Here is a 25,388-nt window from a genome sequence, read left to right as displayed (position 1 = left end):
GGGTGATGCTGAAAAAATTATGGATGATTTACTTAACGCTCAAGACCAACTAAAACACATGAAACACAAGCTGCATGCCGCCAAAGAAGCGCTGCAGCAGTTAGATACAGATCGTAATCTAAAATTACAAACCCTGTTATCCCTGATCCATCATCTCAGTATCGCCTGTAAAGGCCAGAATATTGAGCTCGACAACCGCCTTGCCAAACTGCGTAACCAGCTCACCAATTACGATAAGTTTGAGTTTATCGCCACCGATATGGAACACCTTCAGCAGATGCTGAAAGGTCAGTATCATCAGATGCTCCAGCAGCTGGAATCTGGCCGCGAGAACATCAATATGATGAGCCGCGAGCTGTTGCAAATCGAGCAAGTGAAAGAAGCTAGCCGCCGCGAAATCACCTACTTTCGCCAAACCAATAGCAAGCCTTATAGCCATGTGTGGGAATATATCCCGCAACTGGAAAAATTACTGGCCACCTATCAAGGCTTGTTACGCCAGCATTTGGTTAGCCAAGATTCATTCAGCTTATTGCCGCAACACAAGTTATTAGCAGATGAGCTACTCGAACTCATCAAGAAGATTGAGTTTCCGGCTGAAAAACAGCAAAAAATCGACAAGATCATCGCACAGCTGCGAGACAATATTGATACTGAACACCTGCTCAATGCCTATCAGCAATTGCTGACCTTGTTAGTGAACAGTATTTATCAGGAAAAAAGCGCTTCCCAAGAGTTTTTGTTTGCCCTCAACGAAACCTTAAACTCAGTGCGAGATGCCGTTGGGGATGGTATGACGCAATATCAGCGTAGCTCGCAGCTGAAGACGCAACTCAATAGCGAACTGTTTTCTCGGATTGATTCTCTTAGCCAAAGCAGCGCAAAATCCATGCCTTTAGAAGAGCTCAAGCAACTGGTGTCAGAGCAGCTCTCCTGTATTCACCATACCTTGACTCGCAAAGATGCCTTAGAGCAACGCGAGCAGTTGGTCATGCAAAAGACCATGGAAAGCATGCAACGTGAGCTCGATAGTCTCAATCAAGAAGCCATGAGTTACAAGGAGCGTTTCTTCGAGCAGCAAAAACTCAATATGATCGATACCTTGACTCAACTGCCTAATCGCGCCGCACTAGAACAAAAAATGGACATTGAATATCGCCAAGCCATTCGCCATCAGCACCCGTTGTGGTTAGCGGTGTTAGATATCGATCATTTTAAACAGATCAATGATACCTATGGACACTTATCGGGCGATAAAGCACTGCAAGTGATCGCTTCTGCATTACGCCAAACATTAAGAGAGAGTGAGTTTGTGGCCAGATATGGCGGCGAAGAATTTGTTCTCTTAATTCCTGGAGTGTGCCAAGATGATATGAAACAGTTACTTAATCGGGTGCGGGAAAAAATTAAACACATTCCCTTCAAGTTTAAAATGCAACCCGTGACCATCACTGTTTCTATCGGTGCGGCGCAGCTATCAGGCTCAGAGTCCATCAATGACACCTTTGAGCGAGCCGATGCAGCCCTTTACCAGGCGAAGCACCAAAGTCGAGACCGAGTGATTATTGACTAAACTTGGGATCACAATCGAGAAATTCATTTAGCAAGGAGTTGCTTATGATAGTGAGAATTAGCCCCAAAGGTAGCATGGATCAACTGTCGCAATTGGAAGTGCAACGACTGCAACAAAGCGCCCAAAGCGACCTCTACCAACTCTATCGTAATTGCTCATTGGCTGTGCTTGCCTCGGGAATGCACACGGATAATGCCTCTGATTTATTTGACCAATACAGTGATTTTCAAGTCAATGTTCTCCAGCGTGAGCGCGGGTTACAATTGGAATTAGTCAATCCTCCCGAGCAAGCCTTTGTTGATGGTGAAATCATCAAGGGCCTACAAGAACATCTATTTGCCGTGCTAAGAGATCTGATCTATATCAGCAATAAATACGACAACTTCAAGCACATCAACCTCACCGACTCCACCCACATTACCAATGTCGTATTCGATATCTTGCGTAATGCCAGAGTACTCCCCACCGACCGAGATCCCAATGTTGTGGTCTGTTGGGGCGGTCATAGCATCAACGAAATTGAGTATGCTTATACCCGCGAAGTCGGCTACCAAATGGGCCTACGTCGACTCGATATTTGTACCGGCTGTGGCCCAGGAGCCATGGAAGGCCCCATGAAAGGTGCGGCGATAGGCCATGCCAAGCAGCGCCTCAAAAACGCCAGATACATAGGCTTAACTGAACCCAGTATTATTGCCGCTGAGCCACCGAATCAAATCGTCAATGAGCTAGTGATTTTGCCTGACATTGAAAAGCGCCTCGAAGCTTTTGTGCGCTTAGGCCATGGCATTGTCATCTTCCCTGGCGGTGCGGGCACGGCGGAAGAACTCCTGTACTTACTGGGCATCTTATTGCATCCCGACAATGAAGACATTCCATTCCCCTTAGTGCTCACCGGCCCTAAAGAAAGCCGCGCCTATTTTGACGAAATAGATGCCTTTATCCATGCCACACTAGGGCCTGCTGCCCAAGAAAAGTATCAAATTATTGTCGATGACCCTCAGGCGGTCGCGCTATATATGCGCAACAGCATGGAGCATATCAAGGCCTATCGACGAGCCACCAAAGATGCGTATCAATATCAATGGGCGCTCAATATTGAACCTGAGTTTCAACTGCCCTTCAACCCGACCCATGAGGCCGTGGCAAATTTAACCCTGCATCCTAATTGCAAAGATAAAGCGGAACTGGCCGCTAACCTAAGACGTGCTTTTTCTGCTATTGTGGCCGGTAATGTAAAAGCCGATACTTTAGCGCTCATCAAGCAACGGGGCCCCTTTGAAATTCACGGTGATCTGGCGTTAATGGATCGCATGGACCTGCTATTACAAGCCTTTGTAAAGCAACAAAGAATGAAATTACCCGGCAGCGAATATGTGCCCTGTTATAAAATAGTCAAATGAACACCTTTCTTATCATCGACGGCATGAATCTCACGAGACGATTACATGCCACCATGGGAGCCCCAGTTGATGGGGCTCAATTACAACAGCGTCTTGAACAAGCCTGCGACAAACTCAAGCGTTTACACCAACCTAGCCACCTAGTCATTGTTTGGGATGGCGACAACCTCTCTTGGCGCAAACAGCTGTATCCGGATTACAAGAAAGGTCGCAAACCGATGCCAGAGGATTTAGCCGCGGTGTTACCTCGGCTTAAGCAGGCGCTAACCGAACTGGGCTGGCACGGTTTACAAGCCGACAGTGAAGCGGATGACGTGATTGCGACCTTAGCCGCTAAATTGGTCGCTCACCAAGGACAAGCAATGATTGTCTCCACCGACAAGGGCTTTGCCCAATTACAACACAGCAACATCCACCAGTGGGATTATTTTGCTAAGGCTCCCTTTGATCACGCCGCGTTACAAACCAAGCTTGGCGTTGACCTGTCGCAACTGTTGGACTTTTTTGCCTTGGCTGGCGACAGTGGTAATAAAATTCCGGGCATTGCCGGCATCGGCGGGAAAACGGCAGCGGGGTTATTGAACCAATACCACGACCTCGCTAATCTCTATCAGCATTTAGACCAACTCAATGACAAGCTCGCCGCTAAACTCGGCGCGGGCAAAGACATGGCCAGACTCAGTTATAAGCTCGCCAAACTCAACCAAGAGTTACCATTGCAGGTCAGCCTCCGGCAGTATCGTTGCTAAAGTTCGCTAAAAGTTAACAAAAAGTAACATTTCAACTTTGAAGCTTGCAGTGACTCGCGTTATCTTAGGAGAAGACATTCCAAGGATACTGCAATGAAATTTAAACTCGCCTGGGTGGTTGCCACCCTCTTTTGTGCTTATGTGATATTTGTGGCTGTAGTGGTACTAGTGTATGAGCCGCAGCCTCAAGATATGGACTGGCAAGATAGACAAGAATTTAATAAACAAACCATCGCGCAATTAGACATAGGCCAAGACAAGCAGGCGGTCATTGCCTTACTCGGTCCGGCCGACATCTCAGAAGCTAAGCCCGGTCTTGAAGGTAACTTAACCGTACTATTTTATCGTACCCAGCATGTGTCGTCTGACGGTGAAACCAGCCGAGAAGAATGCACCCCATTGTTATTTATCAATAATAAACTCAGTGCTTGGGGCGAGAGCAGTTATCAATCCTTTCTTGAAAGCCCATTCGCTCCCCCGATTTAGCCGCGCAACCAGAGTTGCCATGCGCGGCAACTCTGGTTGACTTCAGGTTAGTCCGCGTCAGGACGCTCGAGGTACGCTTCACCTTGCTCTAACCACATGGGGGCTTTAGCTCCCTTAAGATAATGGTCGAAGTACTGCATCATTCTCACGCTGTAATCGAGCTTATTAGGGTATTTCTTTAAGTGATGGGGCTCGTCTTCATATTGCAACAACACCACATCCTTACCCGCACGGCGCATAGCAAGATACATTTCAATGCCCTGCTCCCAAGGCACGGCATCATCTTTATCACCAAACATGATCATCATCGGCGTCTTAATTCTGTCGGCATAAAACACCGGCGAATTTTCAATGTATTTTTGCTGAGCATCAAACAGACTTTCACCGATGCGGCTTTGACCGGTTTCATACTGGAACTGGCGGGCTAAGCCAGTTCCATGGCGAATACCTGAATACGCGCTAGTCATATTACTGACGGGCGCACCACTGACCGCGGCTTTAAATATCGGGGTTTGCGTGACCACAAACGCCGTTTGGTATCCACCCCAAGAGTGCCCTTGAATGCCGACGGCATTAGCATCTGCAATCCCCATGTCGATCAGTTTTTGCACGCCAGAGGTTAAGGCTTGTACCGACGATGGTCCGGGATACCCCACTTCAAAACGAATATCGGGGAGGAATACTGCGTAACCATTATCACTGTACCACGCAAAGTTAGGACGATGATTGACCTTCATTTGCGGGAATGCATGTAATCTGTCGCTCATAAAACGATAGAAATACACCAAGACAGGCACAGGTTTACCGGCTTGATAATTGGTCGGTTTGATTAACACCCCATCCAACTGCCGTCCATCTCCCCCAGTCCATTGCACCAGTTCCGCTTGGCTCCACTTAAAAGGCTGTCGCTGTTTATCTAGGTCGGTTAATTGACGAGCGTCAGCGGGGGCAAATAGTTTGGCGGCATAAAGATCTGGGAATAGATCATAACGCTCTTTGGTCAACAACAGGGTATCGTCAAGTTCGGCACGCGCCACCACGGACACTTTAGCAGCGTCATTCATCAACAACTGAGTACCGGATTGGCCAACGTTAACGCGGTGCAAGCTATCAGCCTTAGTGCGCTCACTGTAGGCCGTCACTAATAAGGCTTGATTAGCCTCGATTGTGCTGATCTTATCCTTGGTATCAATTAAGCCGGTGAGCCGAAATTGCTGCGCCGACTCTCGACCTGAGGTCAATTTAATCGGGGCCTTACCTTGGGTCGATAATTGCCAGATATCGTACTTATCGTACACCAACACGCCAGAATCATCGGCTAACCATGGGCCAAAGCCGTAGCCTGGCGCCGAGGAAGGGTAATCATGATCTTCATTGGCAAAAGGGACGCCGAGTTCGGCGGTTAAGCTAACATGTCGATCGGCAGCCACCTCATAGAGTTTCACTTGTCCCTGCTGGAAATACACCATATAGCGACCATTCGCAGACATACTCGGGCGTTGAGAGCTGGCTTGCTGAGTCAGCACTAATCGGCGCTCACCGCGCTTGAGATCGTACACATAATAATCACGGTAAAAGCCCGCCCAAGTGATCATTTTTAAATAAGGCTTATCGGTGCTCATTAACACTTGATCACCGGCCACAGGCCAATGCACATCCATGACGTCGGGATCGGCCAGTTGCTGAATGCGGCCATGCTTAGTATCTAAGGCCGCCCAATACGTTTGCTTAACCTTAGCCTCGTATTGCTTAATTTCATTGGGCTTAATCCGCGCATCGTCCCCATGCCAGAGGTTGAGATTACGCTGGGCACTGATTTTATCGATATCGTAAAGATCTTCAGTGGTGGTGATTTTCTCTAATGCTAACACCCGGCTGACCTCGGGCACGCGGCCAAAGAATAGCTGACGACCCTGCTCGTCGAAACGTAGCTGACTATAGCGATTTAACGGCCAGTGACGGTTATCGGCTACCTTTGACACATTTCCTGCTTGCACCAAGCGTAATTGATAAACACGCTCATCAATATGCGTAGTGCGATCGCCAACGATAAAGGCTTGCTGCTGACCATCACCGCTTAACGCCAGCGCGCCAATGACTTGATCATCGCTCTGATGGACTGGCGTCTGTTTGCCGCTAGCGGCATCAATCAGTAACAGCAGGTCCCCTTCATCAGTGACCACAGAGAGTAATAGCTGCGAGCTTGCCTTAGCCAAGGCGTAGCGATTAACCGCCTCAAAGGCTAACGCTTGTTGGCTCTTCAATAACATCACAGTCATTGGCCGTCCCACATCCGACTTGTCTGGCGTCACCGCATCGCTAGCGTCATCATCTTGGTTGTTATCTTTATCGGCCTTTTTATCTTTTTCAGGGGGCTCAAACCAAATCACTAAGGCCGTGCCTTGCTGATTAAATGCAAATGATTCAACCCGTTCAAAAGTTTGGATCTCGCCAGTATGGGTATCGAGTAGCTGCATACCCGCCTTGAGTTTTTTTAAGGCTTTTTTATCTTTCGAAGCTTTATCTAATAGCGTAATGGGCAACTCGGCGGCAACAAAACGGCCATCTTGGCTAATGATGGGCTTAGCCGCGTTAGCCATTTGATAACTTTTGGAATTATCGGTGCGCTTCACTAATACATGACTATCGCCGCGATCGGGGCGGACTTCGACGGCCATCACTTGACCATTAGCCGCTAACTGGGGTTTAACTAACGACTCAAATTTCATGATATCTGTCAGTTGTAGCTGACGGGGCTCGGTTTCAGCCTGGACACTGATGGTCATGCCAGCCATCATAAAACTGGCTAATATGGGGATTAACTTCAAGGGTTGCCTCTTTTTATCGTTATTAGACTAAAGTCTTTTTTTTAGCGGTTTCGGCCTCAATCATCGTCTCAGCCTAGCTTTTGTGCAAGTTAGCCTACAGAAAAAAACGTGAGAGTGCTCACCAAATCCTGTAAAAATTGTATAAAAGTGTTTAAAATGCCCGACAGATAGCAATACAAAGTCCCGCTTTTCCGCCATGTTTCATACATGTCTCAATAAAAGTAGTAACAATTAACAGTGGAAGGACGTTTCATGTCAAAAAGAACAATTACTGTCATCCCCGGCGATGGCATAGGTCCAAGCATTATTGATGCCGCCATCAAAATTCTCGATAAAGCGGGTTGTAATTTCGACTATGAGTTTGCCGATGCCGGCTTAATGGCATTAGAAAAACACGGTGAACTGCTGCCACAACGCACGCTCGATTTAATTGAAAAAAACCGGATCACCTTAAAAGGCCCATTGACCACCCCTGTGGGTGAAGGTTTCACCTCAATCAATGTCTCTTTACGTAAGCGATTCAGCCTCTATGCTAACGTGCGTCCTGTTTTGTCATTTGCGGGTACTCAAGCCCGCTATGACAACATCGATATCATCACAGTGCGTGAAAATACCGAAGGCATGTATTCTGGCCTAGGTCAAAAGGTGTCTGACGATGGCACCACCGCGGAAGCCACCAGCATAGTCACTCGCCAAGGTGCCGAGCAAATTGCCACGTTCGCTTATGAATTAGCTCGCAAAGAAAGCCGCAAAAAAGTCACCATAGTACACAAAGCCAACATCATGAAGTCGACCTCAGGCTTATTCCTGAAAGTCGCTCGTGAGGTATCCTTGCGTTACCCAGATATCATCACCGAAGAGATGATCGTTGACGCGACTTGCATGAAGCTGGTGATGAATCCAGAAAACTTTGACGTGATCGTCACCACTAACTTGTTTGGCGATATTTTGTCAGACTTGTGTGCGGGATTAGTCGGTGGTTTAGGCATGGCCCCAGGTGCCAACATAGGTAAGGATGCCGCGATTTTTGAAGCCGTCCATGGCAGCGCCCCAGATATTGCCGGTAAGAATTTAGCGAACCCGACCTCGGTCATTTTAGCGTCGATTCAAATGTTAGAATATTTAGGGATGGCAGATAAAGCCGAGCAAATTCGCCAAGCGGTGTCCGATGTTATTGCCAGAGGCGATCGTACCACACGTGATTTAGGTGGCACCCATGGCACCACCGACTTCACCCAAGCGGTGCTCGACCGTTTAGGCTAACCTTGGCTTGAGGTTATTGATAATAAAAAAGGATGCATGTGCATCCTTTTTTAAGCCTAAGCGCCATTGGCGCTTAGAAACCGCAGTGCGTGTCTGGACGTAACCACATATGTACTGTGACTTCATCACGGTCGTGGTATAAGTGCTTACAAGCCAGCTTATGCGGGATCTCGTTCTCAGTTAAAATGGTGCTCATGGTCGCCAGAATGGTGCTGACCTCTTTGTAACGACTCTTCATTGGCAATTTCAAATTGAAAATGGCTTCTTTACACCAGCCATTAATTGCCCACGCTTCCATTAACTCAGCCACTCATGCGGGTTTTTCAACCATGTCACACACTAGCCAATAAATGTTTTTACGCGGTGGTTCGAATCGAAATCCATCTTCACGATAATGCTTCACCTGCCCCGTTTGCATCAGACGCTCATCCATCGGCCCATTATCCACCGCAGCCACAAACATGCCACGACGCACCAATTGATAAGTCCAACCGCCAGGACAAGCCCCCAGATCGACTGAGTTCATGCCTGAGTGCAAGCGCGTTTCGTGATCTTCTTCCTTAATGAAATGGATAAAGGCTTCATCCAGCTTCAAGGTCGAACGGCTTGGGCCATCGGAGGGAAACTTTAAGCGTGGGATCCCCATAAAATACGGCGAGCTGTTATTGCTATACGAGAAGCCCACATAGGCTTGACCCGGAGCCACAAAGCACACATGAATGATGGGCCGTTTCGGGTTTTCTTTATTCAGTAGAATGTCGCGTTTTTTGAGGGCTTGCCGTAATGGCACTGTAAACTTACGGCAAAACGCTGACAGTTCTTTGGCTTCATTGGTGTCTGGGGTTTCGACCCGCAATTCCCCCGCCTTGCTGACGGCGGCTAATGCCTCAACAATGGGGCCAACCCGATCTTCTGCCGGCAAATTACTCAGCAGTGGGCCCGCTGCAAACATCTGACGCGTAAAAATTAAGGAATCTAGCGCTAATTTTTGGGCCAATATTTCGCCGTCATCTTCGGCAAAACATTCAAACACGACATAGGCTTGATTGTTGGTGGTTTTAACAAAGCCGCCAATATTAAGCTCCGCTGCACGGACCTGTATTTCTGCTGCACAGTCTTTCTCATAGCCTGCACGGCAATATAACACCAAATTCTTCATTATCTTCTCGCGCCGCAATCAGGGCATAGTCACAACTAAAACGGCGGGCATTATATACCCAAATTCGCCTAATCGTATTAATTATCTGTTGCGCCTGCCGGAGTGGCGATGGCGCTGGCCTGGCGCATGGTGGCAAGTGCCGCAGAGAGACTTATGCGCGACGGCTCGTCGGCAGGGTTATCACGGCCAAATTAGCCCCAATAAAAAAGCCGGCATTGCCGGCTTAATCAACATTCATGTAGCGCCCCTTAATGGGCTTGGCCGCGACTGCGCCACACGGCAATGGCTAATAATGACCAGCCGAGCATAAAACATAAGCCGCCAAGTGGCGTAATTGGCCCCATCCATTGACTGCCCAGCAAGGCATAGACATAAAGGGAGCCTGAGAATAAACCGATCCCTGCCATAAACATGCCGCCACTCCAATACAGCAGTTTAGAGCGCACACTGATACCGCACAGGGCAACTAAGGCCATGGCAAAGACATGGTAGAAATGATATTGCACCCCTAAGGCGAAAATTGTCACCATTTCACTACTGATCAAATGCTTCAATCCATGGGATGCGAACGCCCCAAGCCCCACCGCTAATAAGCCGTTGAGCGCGGCTAACACCATTAACCCCTTAATCATGACAATCGTCCTATAAATTCACTACTGGCCACCACGGCAGCAGTTAGATTAGCCGCGGCTGTGGTGCCTGACGACTTTCTTGGCACAAAACTATGATCGCCATCAGTGATCCACTGTACTTCGACATTCGCCGCCATCGGCCACTGGGGCACCTCAGCTAAGCCGCCAAACTTATCTCGCTCGCCCTGCAGGACTAACACAGGACACAATGGCTGCTGTAATGGCTCGAGCCTCGGCGCTTTGCCGCTCGAGGCGACAAAGGGGTAGCCCAAACAAATGACCCCATCCACTTGGATCTCGTTGGCTAAGGTCGCGGCCATACGACCGCCCATGGACTTGCCCATCAAAATAATCCGCTTTGTCGAGCTCGCCTTAGCCATCTCAACATAATGACCCAAGCATTCGAGCAATTTAGGGGCGCGATCCGGTGGACGACGAGTGCCATCGACTCGACGTAAACGCATATAGGGAAAATCAAAACTAAACACCCCAAAACCTGCCGCTGCCAGTCCTTGTGCCATGGCGACCATAAACGGGTGGCGACTGTCGGCCCCCGCGCCATGGGCTAATAAAATCAAGGTGTCTGGCGTCTTTGGGCCGAGGTAACTGCCGTGGCCGGCGTTGAGATCATCCAAGAAGCATTTCACTGCGCAGCTCCTCTGCAAACATATCTAACATCCATTCGCGAAAGGCAACAATCTTACCCAGCTCGGCGTGGCTTTGATGACACACTAAATAGTACGCATCTTTACTGATTAACACATCGGGAAACGGACACACTAACCGTCCGGCTTGAATATCGGGTTTGGCCAACACGCTGTAGCCCAACGCGACCCCTTGACCGTGGGCCGCCGCTTGCAATACTAACGAGGAATGGCTAAAAATCGGCCCTTGATTGACGTTAATGTCCGTCACCCCCGTTTGCCGAAACCACGCCTGCCAATCTTGGCGGCTGGAATCATGAAGTAAGGTATGAAACTTTAAGTCGCTAGGTTTCGACAAGGGCTTAGGCCCTTTGAGTAACAAGGGCGAACACATAGGGATCAACACTTCATTACGTAATTTGTCGCTGCGCATTCCCGCCCAATGACCTTGACCATAATAAATCGCCACATCGATATCATCAGTCAAGCTGGCCGTATCGGAATCGACGGCCTTAATCCGCACGTCGATATCGGGGTTTTTCTCGCTAAACTTGGCTAAGCGCGGTACCAGCCATTGGATGGCAAAACTTGGGGACATCGCCACAGTGAGAGAGCCGATGGCCGAGCGCGCTAATAAGCGGTCGGTGGCTTCACCGAGATGAGTAAATATGTCTTTAATCTCGAGAAAATAGCTTTGACCTTCCTCGGTCAATAACAGTGAGCGATTCTTGCGACGAAACAATTTTAAGCCGAGAAAATCTTCCAAGGCTTTAATTTGATGACTCACAGCCGCTTGAGTAACAAACAACTCTTCGGCGGCGCGGGTGAAGCTCAAATGTCGGGCCGCTGCCTCAAACGCCTTGACCGCATTCAACGGCGGCAATCGTCTTGACATGCTATTCCACTCCCTGTTTATGAATAAGTTTTTCTAATCCGCAATGGTGCATGGCTTTAGCGCGTTTGACTAGCTTTTTTGCGGGTTTTAAACGCCAAATACCCTCACGATGGCCCCATACCTCAACGAGGTCACCCCCATTTATGCCATAAAAAAAGCCGCAGACAAGCTGCGGCGATATATTATAAAAGGCGCGTCTTAAGGACGGTACACCTTGACATTGGTGTAGCCCTGCTCAAGCAAATACAAGGCTTGTAATTTACTCATCACACCACGCTCACAATAGAGTAAGTAAGTCTTAGAGGAATCTAAGTCGGCAAATTGAGTCGCTAACTTAAAGAAAGGGATCACTTTAATGTCAGTGCCATCGATTACCAGTGGCTGCTTTTCTTCCTCTTCCGGCGCGCGAATATCAATCACAACTTCATCGGCCGCGACCGAGTCAACTGACTCAGTTTCAGTAATCTTAGTATCCATGTTGGCAGCAATTTCCCTAATGTCGATAATCTCAATGTTGGCTAAAATTCTATCGATCAAATCTTCAGAGAATTTTTGCTCTTCCGCTTCAATTTTACTCAACACGGCTTTGACGGTCGGACGCTGTGAAATCACACCACAATATTCTGGCATGGTTTTGGCAAAATCTTCCGTCCCGATGCGGCGCGCTTCGTTGATAATGTCTTGCTTATCCATGGCGATTAACGGACGTAAAATCAAGGTATCAACACAACGGTCAATCACATTCAAGTTCGTTAACGTTTGGCTAGACACTTGGCCAACACTTTCACCGGTGACTAAGGCTTGTATCCCCATACGATCAGCAATGCGAGCGGCCGTGCGCATCATGACACGCTTAAGGATAACCCCCATTTGGCCATTATCGATACGCTCTAAAATTTCAGCAACCACGGGCTCAAACGGCACCGAAATAAATTTAACTTTATGGGACTCACCGTAGGTTTTCCACAAGTGATAAGCCACCTGCTTAACCCCTATTTCATGCTGGGCACCACCAAGATTAAAGAAGCAGTAATGGGTACGACACCCTTTCTTAATAAATTGGAAACTCGATACCCCAGAATCAAAACCGCCGGAAATCAGAGATAACACATCTTCTTGGGTGGCAATAGGGAAGCCACCGAGGCCTTCGATGCGCTTTTCAACCACGTACAGTTTGTCATGATCCACTTCCAGGAATACTGTCATATCGGGATCTTTCAACTTTACCCCAAGCGCCTCAGTAAACTGATTTAAGCCACCGCCAACATAACGCTCAATATCACTGGAGGTAAACTCATGCTGACCATTACGCTTCGCGCGTACACAGAAAGTTTTACCTTTTAATTCATCACGATAAATAGGTAATACGATTTGGTAGATATCATCAACCGTGGTAAAGCTATGCTCTGCTACTTGCAAACTGTGGGCGATACCAGGAATACATTGTAGCCGTTCGGCAAACACATCCAGCAGCTCAGGTTTCGTGGGCGGAACCATGACAACAATACGATCCCACTGACGCTGAACTTTCGCGCCTTCGTCGATGTGACGTAACACATTACGGATATTGGTTTCGAGCATCTTGATAAAACGCATGCGCACTGGCTTGCTCTTCATCATAATTTCAGGGTAAATCTTGACGACAAACTTCATGGGACTTGGCAACTCATTATTACGGCAATCTGGGGATTATAACAAAATCGTTGAAAAAGGCGCACCTCGATAATGGTTATCTCAAAAAATAAGCCCGCACTCAATGAGTGCGGGCTTAGGGATAATGGCAATCAAGCCTATAAGCGGCTATTTATTAACGCTAATTTCCTCAGACTCTTTGGCCTTACCTTGTTCAATTCCAATTTCTACGCGGCGATTACGGGTGCGATTTTGTTCACTGGTATTAGGCACTAGCGGATTGGTCGACGCCATCCCCACCACTTTCATTCGGCGTTGGTCAAACCCAGGCACTTTAGCAAACTCATGGGCCACAGCCACCGCTCGCTTACTGGAAAGATCCCAATTCGAACTGTAGAGTTCATTGCTAATTTGCATATCATCGGTATAACCCGACACGGTAATAATGCCGGGAATATCCACCAGCAACTTGCCCACTTTATTGACCACCGGCTTAAACCGCGGTTGTAAAAAGCCCGATCCCGATGCAAAAGCGCCTTTTTCACGAATACGAATTATGATTTGCTGACCTAACGATTCCACTTCGATGGCGCCATCAATAATTTCTTTATTGAGTTTTTCAGCAATTTTCTTGGCTTCACTATTGACTTGTTCTTGCTGGGCCTGCATCTCACCTTGGGTACTTTTCGACTCATCCATAGCCGACTCGCGCGCACTGGCAGACGACTCGCCACCTCGCTGCTCCCCTTGTTGCTGTTGCACCCCTCCGGCACTAGCATCCTCGCCGGACTGCAAGTCGAGTACCGGCTCGGTCATTTCATTGGTTTGCTGGTTGATGATTTCAATCGGGGTGGGATCGGGGCGTCCGGGTCGAAACTCTAAGGCGATCACCGAAGTCCCCTTGGGAATATCTTTGACTTCGACTTTGTTCTGTACCCCGAAGGCGTACTTCATTGAGCCGGCAATCTGTTTAAACTTCACCACGTCCATTTCGGAGAAGGCTAACAAGAGTACGAAAAAGCACATCAATAGTGACATAAGATCGGCGAAAGTCGCCAGCCACATGGGGGCGCCCGGTGGTGGACATTCACACTTATGCTTCGCCATGGGTTACTCTCCGCCCGTGGTGTCGACTTTTCGCTTCTTCTCAGACAAGTAATTCTTTAAGAAACTCTCGATCACTCGTGGATTTTGGCCATCTTGAATAGCCAGTACCGCATCCATGATCAAATTGCGATTCATCATTTCCTCGCCCATACGCAATTGCAACTTATCGGCGATCGGAATGGCCACCATGTTCGCCAACATCGCCCCGTACAAGGTGGTTAACAGTGCTACCGCCATCGACGGACCAATGGATTTCGGGTCATCCATGTTCGATAACATGGCAACCAAGCCCACCAAGGTACCAATCATGCCCATGGCGGGAGCCACATCGCCTAAGGCCCTAAAAATACTCACTCCCGCTTTGTGGCGTTCTTCGGTTAAGGCAATGTCCTTTTCTAACGCTTCACGAACCACATCGCCGTCATGACCATCCACCAGCATATCCACGCCACGCTGCATAAATGGATTGCTGATTTGCGCTTCTTCGAGTGCAAGGAAGCCGCCTTTTCGCGCCGCATCCGCCATATTCACCGACTGTTCGATCAAATCTTCAGGCTTATCTAATTTAAATAAGAACGCCTTGGCGGCAACACCACCGGCACCGATCACGGATTTAAGGTTAAATTTCATCATGACCACAAACAGGGAGCCCATGAATACAATTAACACCGAGGGGATATCGACGAAAATCCCCAAACCGCCACTGGTGACCATAGCGCCTAGAACGAAGGCAAATGCTCCGATGATCCCAATAAGTGTTGCTAAATCCACACTTGCTCCTCATATTCCACTGCCGGGAACGTCTAAAATACACTCAAGCCTGAGTGCAAACCATCAAAAAAGCCCAAAATCCCCAGCAAACTAAGCTATTAGGGGTATAATTGCCAACTATATTGAGAACATCAGGGGGTTTGCTAAAGGCATGAATCAATGAATCACTGCAAATTCCCTGTCGGCATTCATCTCTATATCGGAAGTCCTAGGTGCAAGTTTAGCTACTTTTTTATTTTTTCTTAAAAAAAATAAGATCTAAAGCGTGCTTTCGTGCAAATATCCAACGACTGGATTTGACCCCGTATCCACCCTGATATACCTTGTCACCCGCTAAAATAGAGGAAACTGACGTGGCCAAAAAACCTGAAAACCTAAGTTTTGAACAATCTCTCACCGAATTAGAGCAAATTGTTGCCCAGTTAGAACAGGGCGATATTTCCTTAGATGATGCTCTAAAACAATTTGAGCGCGGGATTGCTTTGGTGCGCCAAAGTCAAAACAAGTTGGAACAAGCCCAACAAAAAGTCAGTATTTTAATGGCCAATGATAGCCATACTCCTCTCAGTTCTTTCGATGGTGATGAGGCCTAACGTGCTAGCTGTTGCGATAGAAAAATACCAAGGTCGTATCGATTCCCAATTACGCGAGCATTTGGCGTGTTTACCGGTTATCGATGCACCATTACAAGCAGCCATGACTCATGGAGCCCTGCTCGGCGGCAAACGCATTCGCCCATTTTTGGTGTATAGCGTTGGTGAGATGCTAGGGGTTGACTTAGCCAAGCTCGACGCCTGCGCTGCCGCGATTGAATGTATTCACGCCTACTCTCTTATCCATGATGATTTGCCTGCAATGGATGATGATGATTTACGTCGTGGCCAACCCACAGTGCATATCGCCTTTGACGAAGCCAGCGCCATTTTAGCCGGCGATGCCCTGCAAACCTTAGCCTTTGAAATCATCAGTGCTGCCGACCTGCCCTTACGAGCTGAGCAGCAACTGGCGTTGGTGCGTTGTTTAGCCAAGGCGTCAGGCTTTCAAGGCATGTGCGGTGGCCAGGCCATCGATCTTAATTCGACCAATCGCACGATTGACCTTGATACCCTGACTCAGTTGCATAACATGAAGACAGGGGCCTTAATCCGTTGCGCCGTGGAAATGGCATTGATTTGTGCCGATGCGGATGAAACCACCCATACGGCGTTAATCACTTATGCCAACGCTATCGGCTTAGCCTTTCAGGTGCAGGATGATATTTTAGATATCACGGCGACCACCGAAGAATTGGGCAAGCCGCAAGGCTCGGATACTCAGGCCAATAAAAGCACTTATCCTCAGCTCCTAGGCTTAGCTGGAGCGCAACAATGCGCCGACCAACTAATTCAGGATGCACTATCAGCGTTGACTAAGTTACCGTACAATAGTCAACTAATTGCCAACTTTGCGCGATATATCATCGCCCGAAGAACATAACAAGAGACAACGAATCTCATTATGACTCTGGACATATCTCAATATCCGTTATTGGCACAAGCCGATACCCCAGAAGACCTGAGAAAACTGCCTCAGGAATTGTTACCTCAAGTGGCAGACGAGCTCAGAGAGTTTCTATTAAAGTCGGTGGGCATTTCGAGCGGTCACTTTGCCTCTGGACTCGGGACAGTCGAACTCACTGTCGCGCTGCACTATGTGTATAACACCCCGTTTGATCGCTTAATTTGGGACGTTGGCCATCAGGCTTATCCGCATAAGATTTTGACCGGTCGTCGTGATCGTATGCCAACCATACGCCAAAAAAATGGATTACATCCATTCCCTTGGCGCGCAGAAAGCGAATATGACACGTTCAGCGTGGGTCACTCTGGCACCTCGATCAGTGCTGCCACCGCCATGGCCGTGGTGGCTGATAAAGAAGGTGCAGGCCGTAAAGTCGTCGCCGTGATTGGCGATGGCGCTATGACAGGTGGCATGGTCTTTGAGGCCATGAACCATGCCGGCGACTTACATAAAGATATGTTAGTGGTGCTCAATGATAACGAAATGTCGATATCTGAAAACGTGGGCGCCCTCAATAATCATTTAGCCAAGCTGATGTCAGGGCGCTTTTACACCACCATCCGTGAAGGTGGCAAAAAAGTGCTCAAGGGCATGCCGGTCATCAAGGAAATGGCTAAGCGCACCGAAGAACACCTTAAGGGCATGGTCGTTCCAGGCACCCTGTTCGAAGAATTAGGTTTTAACTATATTGGCCCGATTGACGGCCATGATGTCGATGCCATGGTTGAGACCATGCGCAATATGCGTAACCTCAAAGGACCGCAAATTCTGCACATCATGACCAAAAAAGGGAAAGGCTATGCCCCGGCAGAGCAAGATCCTATTGGTTGGCATGCCGTGCCTAAATTTGACCCAAGCCAATTTAAAAAACCTGCCACCAAAAAAGGCTTACCAACCTTTTCTGAAGTGTTTGGTAAGTGGCTGTGTGATATCGCTGCACAAGACGACAAAGTCTTAGGCATCACCCCGGCCATGCGCGAAGGCTCTGGCATGGTCGAATTTTCACAGCATTTCCCTGAACAGTATTTTGATGCGGCCATTGCTGAGCAACATGCGGTCACACTCGGCGCCGGTTTTGCCTGTGAAGGCTATAAGCCGGTGATCGCCATTTACTCGACCTTCTTGCAACGTGGTTATGATCAGATGATCCATGACGTCGCCTTGCAACAATTGCCAGTATTGTTCGCCATTGACCGTGGCGGCATTGTCGGTGCCGATGGCCCAACCCATCAAGGCGCCTTTGATATCTCGTTTATGCGGTGTATTCCCAACATGGTGATCATGACCCCAAGCGATGAAAACGAATGCCGTCAAATGCTGTATACCGGCTACTGCTATCAAGACGGTCCGAGTGCCGTCCGCTATCCTCGTGGCAGCGCGACGGGCGCCGAGCAAGTGGAAACCATGACGGCGATGCCCATAGGTCAAGGTCGCTTAGTGCGCCAAGGCCAGTCACTGGCATTACTGAACTTTGGTACGACCTTGGCCGATGCAATGATAGCCGCCGACAGCTTGGATGCGTCGGTGGCCGATATGCGCTTTGTGAAGCCGCTGGATGAGGCGTTGGTGCTCGAATTAGCCCGTAGCCATGATGTGTTAGTGACAATCGAAGAAAATGCCGTGGCCGGCGGTGCCGGCTGTGGGGTGCTGGAATTGTTAGCCAAACATAAGATCTGCAAGCCTGTGTTGCAAATCGGCCTGCCGGATGAATTCATCAAGCATGGCGCGCCGGATGAAATTAAGCACGAGTTGCAACTCGACAGCGAAGGGATATTGGCGCAAATTACTGCGTACTTAGCCAAATAATCCTAGCTCTGGCTCAATAAAAAGGACAGCTTTCGCTGTCCTTTTTGTTATTGATTCACCAGAGATTAACTCGGCAAAATCACTCAACACCTTAGCCTTGCGACACCATCACCATGGCTGGGCGCAATAAACGCTCATTCAGCATAAAGCCTTTTTGCATCACCATCATCACGGTATTGGCAGCAAATTCGGTGCTAGGTTGCATGCCGATAGCTTGGTGTTGCTCAGGATTGAACGCTTCACCCGTAGGATCGATTTGCACTACCCCAAACTTAGCCACGGCCGAAGTCAGAGTTTTCAGTGTTAATTCAACACCTTCATGAATCGCTTTGGTCGCTTCATTATCAGCATCACCTGCCGCTAATGCCCGTTCCATATTATCGATCACAGGCAATAGTTCATTTACGAACTTTTCCAGAGCAAATTTACGCGCTTTTTCTACCTCAACGGCAGAACGACGACGAATATTCTCGACTTCGGCAGCGGCACGAACCACGGAATCCTTCTGCTCAACCACAGTCGACTCGGCGGTAGCAAGCTGCTGTTCCAGCTCTTCAATTCGGAAATTAGCTTGGGTTAACTCATCCATTAAACCTGACTCGTCAGTCCCTTCTTGATCGATTACCATTTCTTCAGTAATCACTTCTGCGTTCTCGGCTTGCGCCTGTTTTGAATCGTTGGTCATTCCTACTCCAGCAAAAATGCTTTGTTTCTGCAAACTCACAGCCTATTATGGGGATCAATTCTGACGTTTCAAGGCCTGACGCCACAAAGCGCACAAACTCTATGAAAAACAAGTTCCAAACTATAGGTCTGATCGGCAAGCCCCATCATGCGGGCACCAACCAGACATTAAAACGACTTCATCACTGGCTCAGTGTCCAAGGCTACAAGGTCTTGGTCGAAGAAAGGGTGGCAGCAGAACTAGGCCAACACGTTACTGCCGTTGAAATAGTGGAAATTGGTAAACAATGTGATTTAGCCATAGTCGTCGGTGGTGACGGTAACATGTTAGGTGCTGCCCGGGTGCTGGCCAGATTTGATGTCGGCGTTATTGGTGTCAACCGCGGTAACCTTGGCTTTCTGACCGACTTACCGCCCGATGATTTTGAAGAACCCTTATCACAAGTGCTGGAAGGGAATTTCATTACCGAGCATCGCTTCTTACTCGAGGCACAAGTCTTTCGTCATCAAGAACTCAAAGCCAGCAATACTGCGGTTAATGAAGCGGTATTGCATCCGGGTAAAATTGCCCACATGATTGAGTTTGAGGTCTATATCGATGACCAATTCATGTACAGCCAACGGGCCGATGGCATGATAGTGTCAACCCCAACTGGCTCAACGGCTTATTCGTTATCTGCCGGTGGCGCGATTTTGACCCCAAACTTACAGGCGATGATTTTAGTCCCTATGTTCCCTCATACCTTGTCGTGCCGTCCTATCGTGGTAGATGCCGGCAGTACCATTAAATTATTGGTGTCGCCTAAAAACTCTGAAAATCTCGAAGTCAGCTGTGATGGTCATGTGCACCTTGCCGTGTTACCCGGCGATGAAATCATCATTAAACGCAGCCCCGAACGACTCACGCTCGTGCACCCCAAAGCGTATAACTACTTCCATGTGCTGAGAAACAAACTCGGTTGGGGCAGCAAGTTGTTCTAATCCTTGTCGCCAAGGCCAGCTGCGCCTTGGCAGAGTCTCCTTTTTGGCGACAACAGCGCACTTTACAACTCAGCAAGCCACCAACCTTCTAACGCGCCCACCAGACGGTCACGCCGTGACCTGACTCTCCCGCTGGCCAAATCGCACGCCACTAGTTGCCTCAATCCTAATTTAGTGATTTACATCACAATGAGCAAAACGTTAATGAACTCAATGTCGAAATTACAGTTAAATTAACTACCAAATCGGCCCATATGGCGCTTAAATTCTAAGCTAGACTGCACTAAGGATTAGAGCGAGATCACAAACACACTAGATTCCATCAATAAACATACGCCCAATTAATCTAGATCAATTTTTTAAAAACAAAACAATAGAATATATTGGCCGCCTAGCCAGGGGCTTAATAATAAGCGAAAGCTAACACTGGCGTACTTTTTCATTGACCAGATAAATAAACACTGAGACTTTCATGACCATCTTACAACTGCTAGCCAGCTTATCCCCGGTGATAAGTGTGATGTTATTTTTGGTATTACTGCGGATGCCTGCCTCCCGCGCCATGCCAATCTCCCTATTAATCACCGCTCTTGCTGCCATTTTTATTTGGAAGATGGACATTGGCTTTTTATCAGCCTCCGTCGTTGAAGGCTTATTATCGGCTCTGACCCCCTTATCGATTATTTTTGGTGCGGTATTCCTGCTCAATACCTTAAAGCATTCCGGTGCTATGGATACCATTCGCGCCGGTTTCACCAATATCAGTGCCGATGCCCGAGTGCAAGTGATCATTATTTGTTGGTTGTTCGGCTCATTTATCGAAGGTTCAGCCGGCTTTGGTACTCCAGCCGCCATTGGCGCACCGTTATTAGTGTTACTGGGGATCCCCCCGATTGCTGCCGCGGTCGTGGCATTAATTGCCGACTCAACCTCAGTGTCCTTTGGCGCCATTGGTTTACCCGTACTTTTTGGTATGGAGCAAGGCCTGACCCAAGGTGGCGTCAATATGGCCGCCGCGCAAATTGCCCAGCATGGCGGTAACTTCAGCGATTATGCGCAGTTCATTGCCATGCACATGATCACCTTAGACTTAATCACTGGCACCTTAATTCCGGTGGTGATGGTCGCCCTATTGACTGGCTTCTTCGGTCGCAATAAATCCTTTAAAGAAGGCCTAGCTATTTGGAAATTTGCCCTGTTTGCCGGGGTCGCCTTTACGGTTCCCGCTTGGTTAATCAACTATTTTGCCGGTCCTGAATTTCCGTCGGTGATTGGGGCCCTTATCGGTATGGCGTTAGTGATCCCTGTGGCCAAAAAAGGCTGGTTATTGCCGGCAACACCTTGGTTTGATTTCGCCGAAAATGACCAAACCGCCCCGAGCAACACCCCCATCAAATCTGAGGTCAAGTTTACCCAATTAGCGGCCTGGACTCCCTATTTAGTAATGGCAATACTGTTGGTGTTATCCCGCACAGTTGCCCCGATTAAGAGCTTTTTATCCAGTTTCAATATCAGTTGGACGGGCTTACTCGGCACCGAATTAACCGCCAGTTTTGCGACCCTCTACGCCCCTGGCGCCTTCTTTATCGCTGTGTGTATCTTAGGTTTTTGGCTATTTAAAATGAATCAGGTTGCGATTAAGCAATCGGTATCTGACTCAGTTAAATCTATGCTACCGACGCTTATCTCCTTAGGCGCTTCGGTCCCTATGGTAAAAATCTTCCTGAATTCAGGCGAAAACAGCTCAGGATTAGCATCGATGCCGGTCGCATTAGCTGATTTACTGGCTAATTCCATGGGGGCAGTATGGAGCTGGATGGCCCCCATTGTCGGCATCTTTGGCGCCTTCCTTTCGGGCAGTGCCACCTTCTCTAACATGATGTTCTCTGGCCTACAGTACAGTGTGGCCGACAACATTGGCGCGAATTACGCCATGATTTTAGCCCTACAAGGCATTGGAGCGAATGCCGGCAATATGATGTGTGTCATGAATGTGGTGGCCGCTGCGACAGTCGTTGGTATGGCGGGCCGTGAATCTGAAATTATTCGTAAAACCATGCCGGTGGCCTTGGCCTATGCTTTATTGGCTGGCACTTTAGCGTTTATGTGGGGTGGCTTCTAACCCTAGCGAAGCTCAACGCGGATAATGAGTTAACGATTAAAAGGCGAGCCTAGTGCTCGTCTCATCAGCAGAACCTTGGCAGAGAAGAAAGATATAATGAATTCTGAAGTGGTATTCAATGCGTTACACAGTGTTTTAGGCGACAAAGTCACTAATGATCCGGTGCGTCGATTTGCTTGGTCGACCGATGCCAGTTATTTTCGCATCGTGCCACAATGGGTCGTCCACGCCGATACCTTAGCCGAAGTACAGGCGACTATGGCCATTGCCCGCGAATATAAGGTGCCAGTGACGTTCAGAGCGGCAGGCACCAGCTTATCTGGTCAGGCGGTCGGTGAAGGCATTTTGTTAATGCTCGGATTCGACGGTTTCCGCACTATGGAAGTCAGTGACGATCATTTATTCATTCGTTTAGGCGCGGCGGTGATTGGTGCCGATGCCAATGCCATGCTCAAACCCTTTAACAAGAAAATTGGCCCAGATCCAGCCACCTTAACCTCGGCCAAAGTCGGTGGTATTGTTAATAACAATGCGTCTGGCATGTGTTGCGGTACGGCTCAAAATAGCTATCAGACCATCGCTTCTGCCAAGTTGATGTTTGCCGATGGCACCTTGCTCGATACCGGCTGTGAACAGTCTAAAGCGGCATTTGCAGCAAGCCATGCTCAATTATTAACTCAATTGGTGCAATTGGCAGAGGTCACCCAAAACAATCACGCATTAGCCAGCCGTATCCATAAAAAGTACGCCATTAAAAACACCACAGGCTATAGCCTCAACGCCTTAGTCGAGTACACAGATCCGTTCGATATTATTAATCACCTGATCGTGGGGTCGGAAGGCACCCTCGCCTTTGTGGAAGAAGTCACTTATCACACAGTGGATGAGGCCGTATGTAAGGCATCGGCATTAGCGGTATTTTTTACCATGGAAGATGCTGCCAGCGCCGTACCACCACTGGTGGGTGACAGTGTTGCTGCCGTTGAACTACTGGATTGGGCTTCCATTAAAGCCATTACCGGTAAACCCGGTATGCCCGATTGGCTGAGTGAGCTGCCAGAAGGCGCGGCGATATTATTGATTGAGTGTCGCGCCAATGATGAAGCCACCTTAAGTCAGTACACCACCGATGTGATCAGCAAACTGGCGCATATTGATACCGAACGCCCGTTGAGCTTCAGCAGTGATCCTAAGGTCTATGGTAAATACTGGGCCATGCGCTCTGGACTGTTTCCCATCATTGGTGGCGCCCGTCCTAAAGGGACGTCGGTCATTATTGAAGATGTGGCCTTTGAATTACCGCACTTGGCCGAGGCCGCCAAAGACTTAACCGAGCTATTCCATCGCCATGGTTATCCTGAAGGCGTGATTTATGGCCATGCCTTAGCCGGTAACTTCCACTTTATTATTACCCCAACCTTTGCCACCAGCGCCGATATCGAACGTTTTGACCATTTTATGCAAGATGTGGCCAAGATGGTGATCGACAAGTATGACGGTTCCATGAAAGCCGAACATGGTACCGGACGCGCCGTGGCGCCATTTGTGGAGATGGAATGGGGTCATGATGCTTATGTATTGATGCAAAATATTAAGCAATTATTTGATCCTCAAGGATTACTTAATCCAGGAGTGATCCTCAATGACGACAGCAAGGTCCACATTAAGCACATCAAACCTTGCCCTGTGGTCGATGACGATATCGATCGCTGTATCGAATGCGGTTTTTGTGAAAAAACCTGTCCAACGTCCGCCCTCAATATGTCGCCGCGCCAACGGATTGCCACCCTAAGAGAAATCGAACGCTTGGAGCAGAGCGGTGATAGCAAGGCCGCCGCCGAGATGCGCGTTGCGGCAAAATATGATGTTATCGACACCTGCGCCGCCTGTCAGTTATGTACCATTGCCTGTCCTGTCGACAACGCCATGGGGCAACTGGTGCGCAAATTACGCACGCCATATATCACCACCACCGAACAAAAAGTGCTAAATTTCCAAGCCAAACATTATGGAGTGGTCAATCAAGCCATCAGTTCTGGTTTCAATTTATTGGGTACCATTCATAAACTGACCGGTGATAAGTTTACGCAAGGGCTTATGAATACCGGCCGCAAGATCAGCAAAGAGGTCCCTTATTGGAACCCGAGCTTCCCCAAGGGGGCTAGCATCGCCAAACCGAGTATGCCAAAAGCCGATCAGCAAACCGTGGTGTATTTCCCTGCCTGTGGCGGGCGAACCTTTGGTGCCACTCCAGAAGATCCTAATAACCTCAGCCTTTCAGAAGTGATCATCACGTTACTAGAGCGCGGCGGTTATAACGTGATCATTCCCGACAATACCCGTGATTTATGTTGCGGCCAGATGTGGGAATCTAAGGGCGACTTTAGCAATGCCGATAGCAAACGTAAGCAACTGATCCAAGCCATGAGTGAGATCTCCGGTTCAGGTAAATTACCTGTGATCATCGATGCTTTGTCATGTACTAAACGCACCTTGCAAGGCAATCCTAATATCGATTTAATCGATATGGTGGAGTTTATGCACGATAAGCTCTTGCCCAAATTGACCATTGTGCGCAAGGCCCAGGTGGCCCTGCATTTAGGTTGTTCAGCGAAACACTTACATGTAGAAGATAAGATGCTCGCCATTGCCAAGGCTTGTGCGGCAGACATCGTCCGTCCCGCGGGGATTGAATGCTGTGGCTATGCGGGTGAAAAAGGCCTGTATAAACCAGAAATCAATGCCAGTGCGCTGCGCAATATTAAGAAGTTGTTACCGCAACAGATCAGTGAAGGCTATTACGCTAACCGCACCTGTGAAGTGGGGTTAAGTCAACACAGTGGTATTTCATATCGCCATCTCGCCTACCTGCTCGAAGAATGTAGCCGTTAATCACAACCACCATTAACGCGGGTACTCCGCTCCCTGCAGCCGCAGTGAGCGGAGTACCCGCGAGGCAATACAGCGAATAACCGTGAAGCCCCCACCGGCACAACACCATTTTCCCCCTTGCTGACGGCAAGTTTGCGGTTGAATTGACCGCAACTGCTAGCCCGTTGAGGCCAGCCACTCCAAGATGGCGTCGCCGGATAT

At 48.6% G+C, this 25,388-nt stretch carries 19 protein-coding genes and 1 pseudogene; 11 read left to right on the top strand and 9 right to left on the bottom strand.

Translation table 11 applies throughout. The features are described 5' to 3' along the window. Positions 1 to 19: 19 nt before the first annotated feature. The 4 genes from KU855_RS06695 (at position 20) to KU855_RS06680 (ending at position 4,211) form a co-directional block, all read left to right on the top strand. Complete coding sequence (locus KU855_RS06695) at positions 20 to 1,573, top strand: GGDEF domain-containing protein (protein WP_218529535.1); 1,554 nt, start codon at positions 20 to 22, stop codon at positions 1,571 to 1,573. 44 nt (positions 1,574 to 1,617) lie between these two features. After that, positions 1,618 to 2,976 carry a nucleotide 5'-monophosphate nucleosidase PpnN gene (gene ppnN / locus KU855_RS06690; protein WP_218529534.1) on the top strand — a complete coding sequence of 453 codons (1,359 nt, stop codon included), beginning with the start codon at positions 1,618 to 1,620 and terminating at the stop codon, positions 2,974 to 2,976. After that, positions 2,973 to 3,725, top strand: a complete 753-nt coding sequence (gene xni, locus KU855_RS06685) for a flap endonuclease Xni (protein WP_218529533.1) — start codon at positions 2,973 to 2,975, stop codon at positions 3,723 to 3,725. Before ppnN ends, xni begins: the two co-directional genes overlap by 4 nt. A gap of 93 nt (positions 3,726 to 3,818) precedes the next feature. Next, positions 3,819 to 4,211: a DUF3192 domain-containing protein gene (locus KU855_RS06680; RefSeq protein WP_218529532.1), complete on the top strand. Its 393-nt coding sequence runs from the start codon at positions 3,819 to 3,821 to the stop codon at positions 4,209 to 4,211. A 47-nt stretch (positions 4,212 to 4,258) separates the two neighbouring features. Here the strand turns inward: KU855_RS06680 and KU855_RS06675 are convergent, their stop codons facing one another. Next, entirely contained in the window at positions 4,259 to 7,039 is a 2,781-nt protein-coding gene (locus tag KU855_RS06675) for a prolyl oligopeptidase family serine peptidase (protein ID WP_218529531.1), read from the bottom strand. A 252-nt stretch (positions 7,040 to 7,291) separates the two neighbouring features. On the opposite strand from KU855_RS06675, the gene KU855_RS06670 reads away from it, so the two are divergent. Next, entirely contained in the window at positions 7,292 to 8,302 is a 1,011-nt protein-coding gene (locus KU855_RS06670; protein WP_218529530.1) for an isocitrate dehydrogenase, read from the top strand. A 73-nt stretch (positions 8,303 to 8,375) separates the two neighbouring features. Here KU855_RS06670 and rlmM read toward each other — a convergent pair. The 7 genes and pseudogenes from rlmM to pomA all read right to left on the bottom strand — a co-directional run bounded on the left by rlmM (position 8,376) and on the right by pomA (position 15,142). Continuing rightward, a pseudogene (rlmM, locus tag KU855_RS06665) lies at positions 8,376 to 9,461 on the bottom strand (23S rRNA (cytidine(2498)-2'-O)-methyltransferase RlmM). Positions 9,462 to 9,709: 248 nt separating this feature from the next. Then, entirely contained in the window at positions 9,710 to 10,093 is a 384-nt protein-coding gene (locus tag KU855_RS06660) for a DUF423 domain-containing protein (RefSeq protein ID WP_218529529.1), read from the bottom strand. After that, complete coding sequence (locus KU855_RS06655) at positions 10,090 to 10,740, bottom strand: alpha/beta fold hydrolase (RefSeq protein WP_371316327.1); 651 nt, start codon at positions 10,738 to 10,740, stop codon at positions 10,090 to 10,092. The genes KU855_RS06660 and KU855_RS06655 overlap by 4 nt, the downstream gene beginning before the upstream one ends. Continuing rightward, positions 10,721 to 11,632: a transcriptional regulator GcvA gene (locus KU855_RS06650; RefSeq protein ID WP_218529528.1), complete on the bottom strand. Its 912-nt coding sequence runs from the start codon at positions 11,630 to 11,632 to the stop codon at positions 10,721 to 10,723. Before KU855_RS06650 ends, KU855_RS06655 begins: the two co-directional genes overlap by 20 nt. A 198-nt stretch (positions 11,633 to 11,830) precedes the next feature. Next, complete coding sequence (gene thiI / locus KU855_RS06645; protein WP_218529527.1) at positions 11,831 to 13,285, bottom strand: tRNA uracil 4-sulfurtransferase ThiI; 1,455 nt, start codon at positions 13,283 to 13,285, stop codon at positions 11,831 to 11,833. Between the two features lie 147 nt (positions 13,286 to 13,432). After that, positions 13,433 to 14,371, bottom strand: a complete 939-nt coding sequence (locus KU855_RS06640; RefSeq protein WP_218529526.1) for a flagellar motor protein MotB — start codon at positions 14,369 to 14,371, stop codon at positions 13,433 to 13,435. A 3-nt stretch (positions 14,372 to 14,374) separates the two neighbouring features. Beyond that, on the bottom strand, positions 14,375 to 15,142 hold the full coding sequence (gene pomA, locus KU855_RS06635; RefSeq protein ID WP_218529525.1) for a flagellar motor protein PomA: 768 nt from the start codon (positions 15,140 to 15,142) through the stop codon (positions 14,375 to 14,377). 353 nt (positions 15,143 to 15,495) lie between these two features. Here pomA and xseB point away from each other — a divergent pair, with 353 nt between their 5' ends. The 3 genes from xseB to dxs are packed head-to-tail and all read left to right on the top strand — an operon-like array spanning position 15,496 to position 18,508. Then, positions 15,496 to 15,735 (top strand): exodeoxyribonuclease VII small subunit, encoded by a 240-nt coding sequence (gene xseB / locus KU855_RS06630; RefSeq protein ID WP_218529524.1) that lies wholly within the window; start codon positions 15,496 to 15,498, stop codon positions 15,733 to 15,735. A 1-nt stretch (position 15,736) separates the two neighbouring features. Continuing rightward, positions 15,737 to 16,618 carry a (2E,6E)-farnesyl diphosphate synthase gene (gene ispA, locus KU855_RS06625; protein ID WP_218529523.1) on the top strand — a complete coding sequence of 294 codons (882 nt, stop codon included), beginning with the start codon at positions 15,737 to 15,739 and terminating at the stop codon, positions 16,616 to 16,618. A gap of 21 nt (positions 16,619 to 16,639) precedes the next feature. Next, on the top strand, positions 16,640 to 18,508 hold the full coding sequence (gene dxs, locus KU855_RS06620; RefSeq protein ID WP_218529522.1) for a 1-deoxy-D-xylulose-5-phosphate synthase: 1,869 nt from the start codon (positions 16,640 to 16,642) through the stop codon (positions 18,506 to 18,508). A 91-nt stretch (positions 18,509 to 18,599) separates the two neighbouring features. Here the strand turns inward: dxs and grpE are convergent, their stop codons facing one another. Beyond that, on the bottom strand, positions 18,600 to 19,193 hold the full coding sequence (gene grpE, locus KU855_RS06615) for a nucleotide exchange factor GrpE (RefSeq protein WP_218529521.1): 594 nt from the start codon (positions 19,191 to 19,193) through the stop codon (positions 18,600 to 18,602). Between the two features lie 101 nt (positions 19,194 to 19,294). On the opposite strand from grpE, the gene nadK reads away from it, so the two are divergent. The 3 genes from nadK to KU855_RS06600 all read left to right on the top strand — a co-directional run bounded on the left by nadK (position 19,295) and on the right by KU855_RS06600 (position 25,187). Further along, entirely contained in the window at positions 19,295 to 20,173 is an 879-nt protein-coding gene (gene nadK / locus KU855_RS06610) for an NAD(+) kinase (RefSeq protein WP_218529520.1), read from the top strand. Positions 20,174 to 20,645: 472 nt separating this feature from the next. Then, positions 20,646 to 22,295, top strand: coding sequence for an L-lactate permease (locus KU855_RS06605; RefSeq protein ID WP_218529519.1), 1,650 nt, complete (start codon positions 20,646 to 20,648; stop codon positions 22,293 to 22,295). Between the two features lie 96 nt (positions 22,296 to 22,391). After that, the gene (locus KU855_RS06600; RefSeq protein ID WP_218529518.1) at positions 22,392 to 25,187 is read left to right on the top strand and encodes an FAD-binding and (Fe-S)-binding domain-containing protein; all 2,796 of its coding nucleotides are present in this window, start codon (positions 22,392 to 22,394) and stop codon (positions 25,185 to 25,187) included. Positions 25,188 to 25,388: the final 201 nt, after the last annotated feature.

Origin of the sequence: Shewanella sp. NIFS-20-20 (genome assembly GCF_019209865.1) — a bacterium.
Taxonomy (GTDB): Bacteria; Pseudomonadota; Gammaproteobacteria; order Enterobacterales; family Shewanellaceae; genus Shewanella.
Note: the sequence above shows the minus strand (reverse complement) of the source record. Positions and strands in the feature narration are given on the sequence as shown.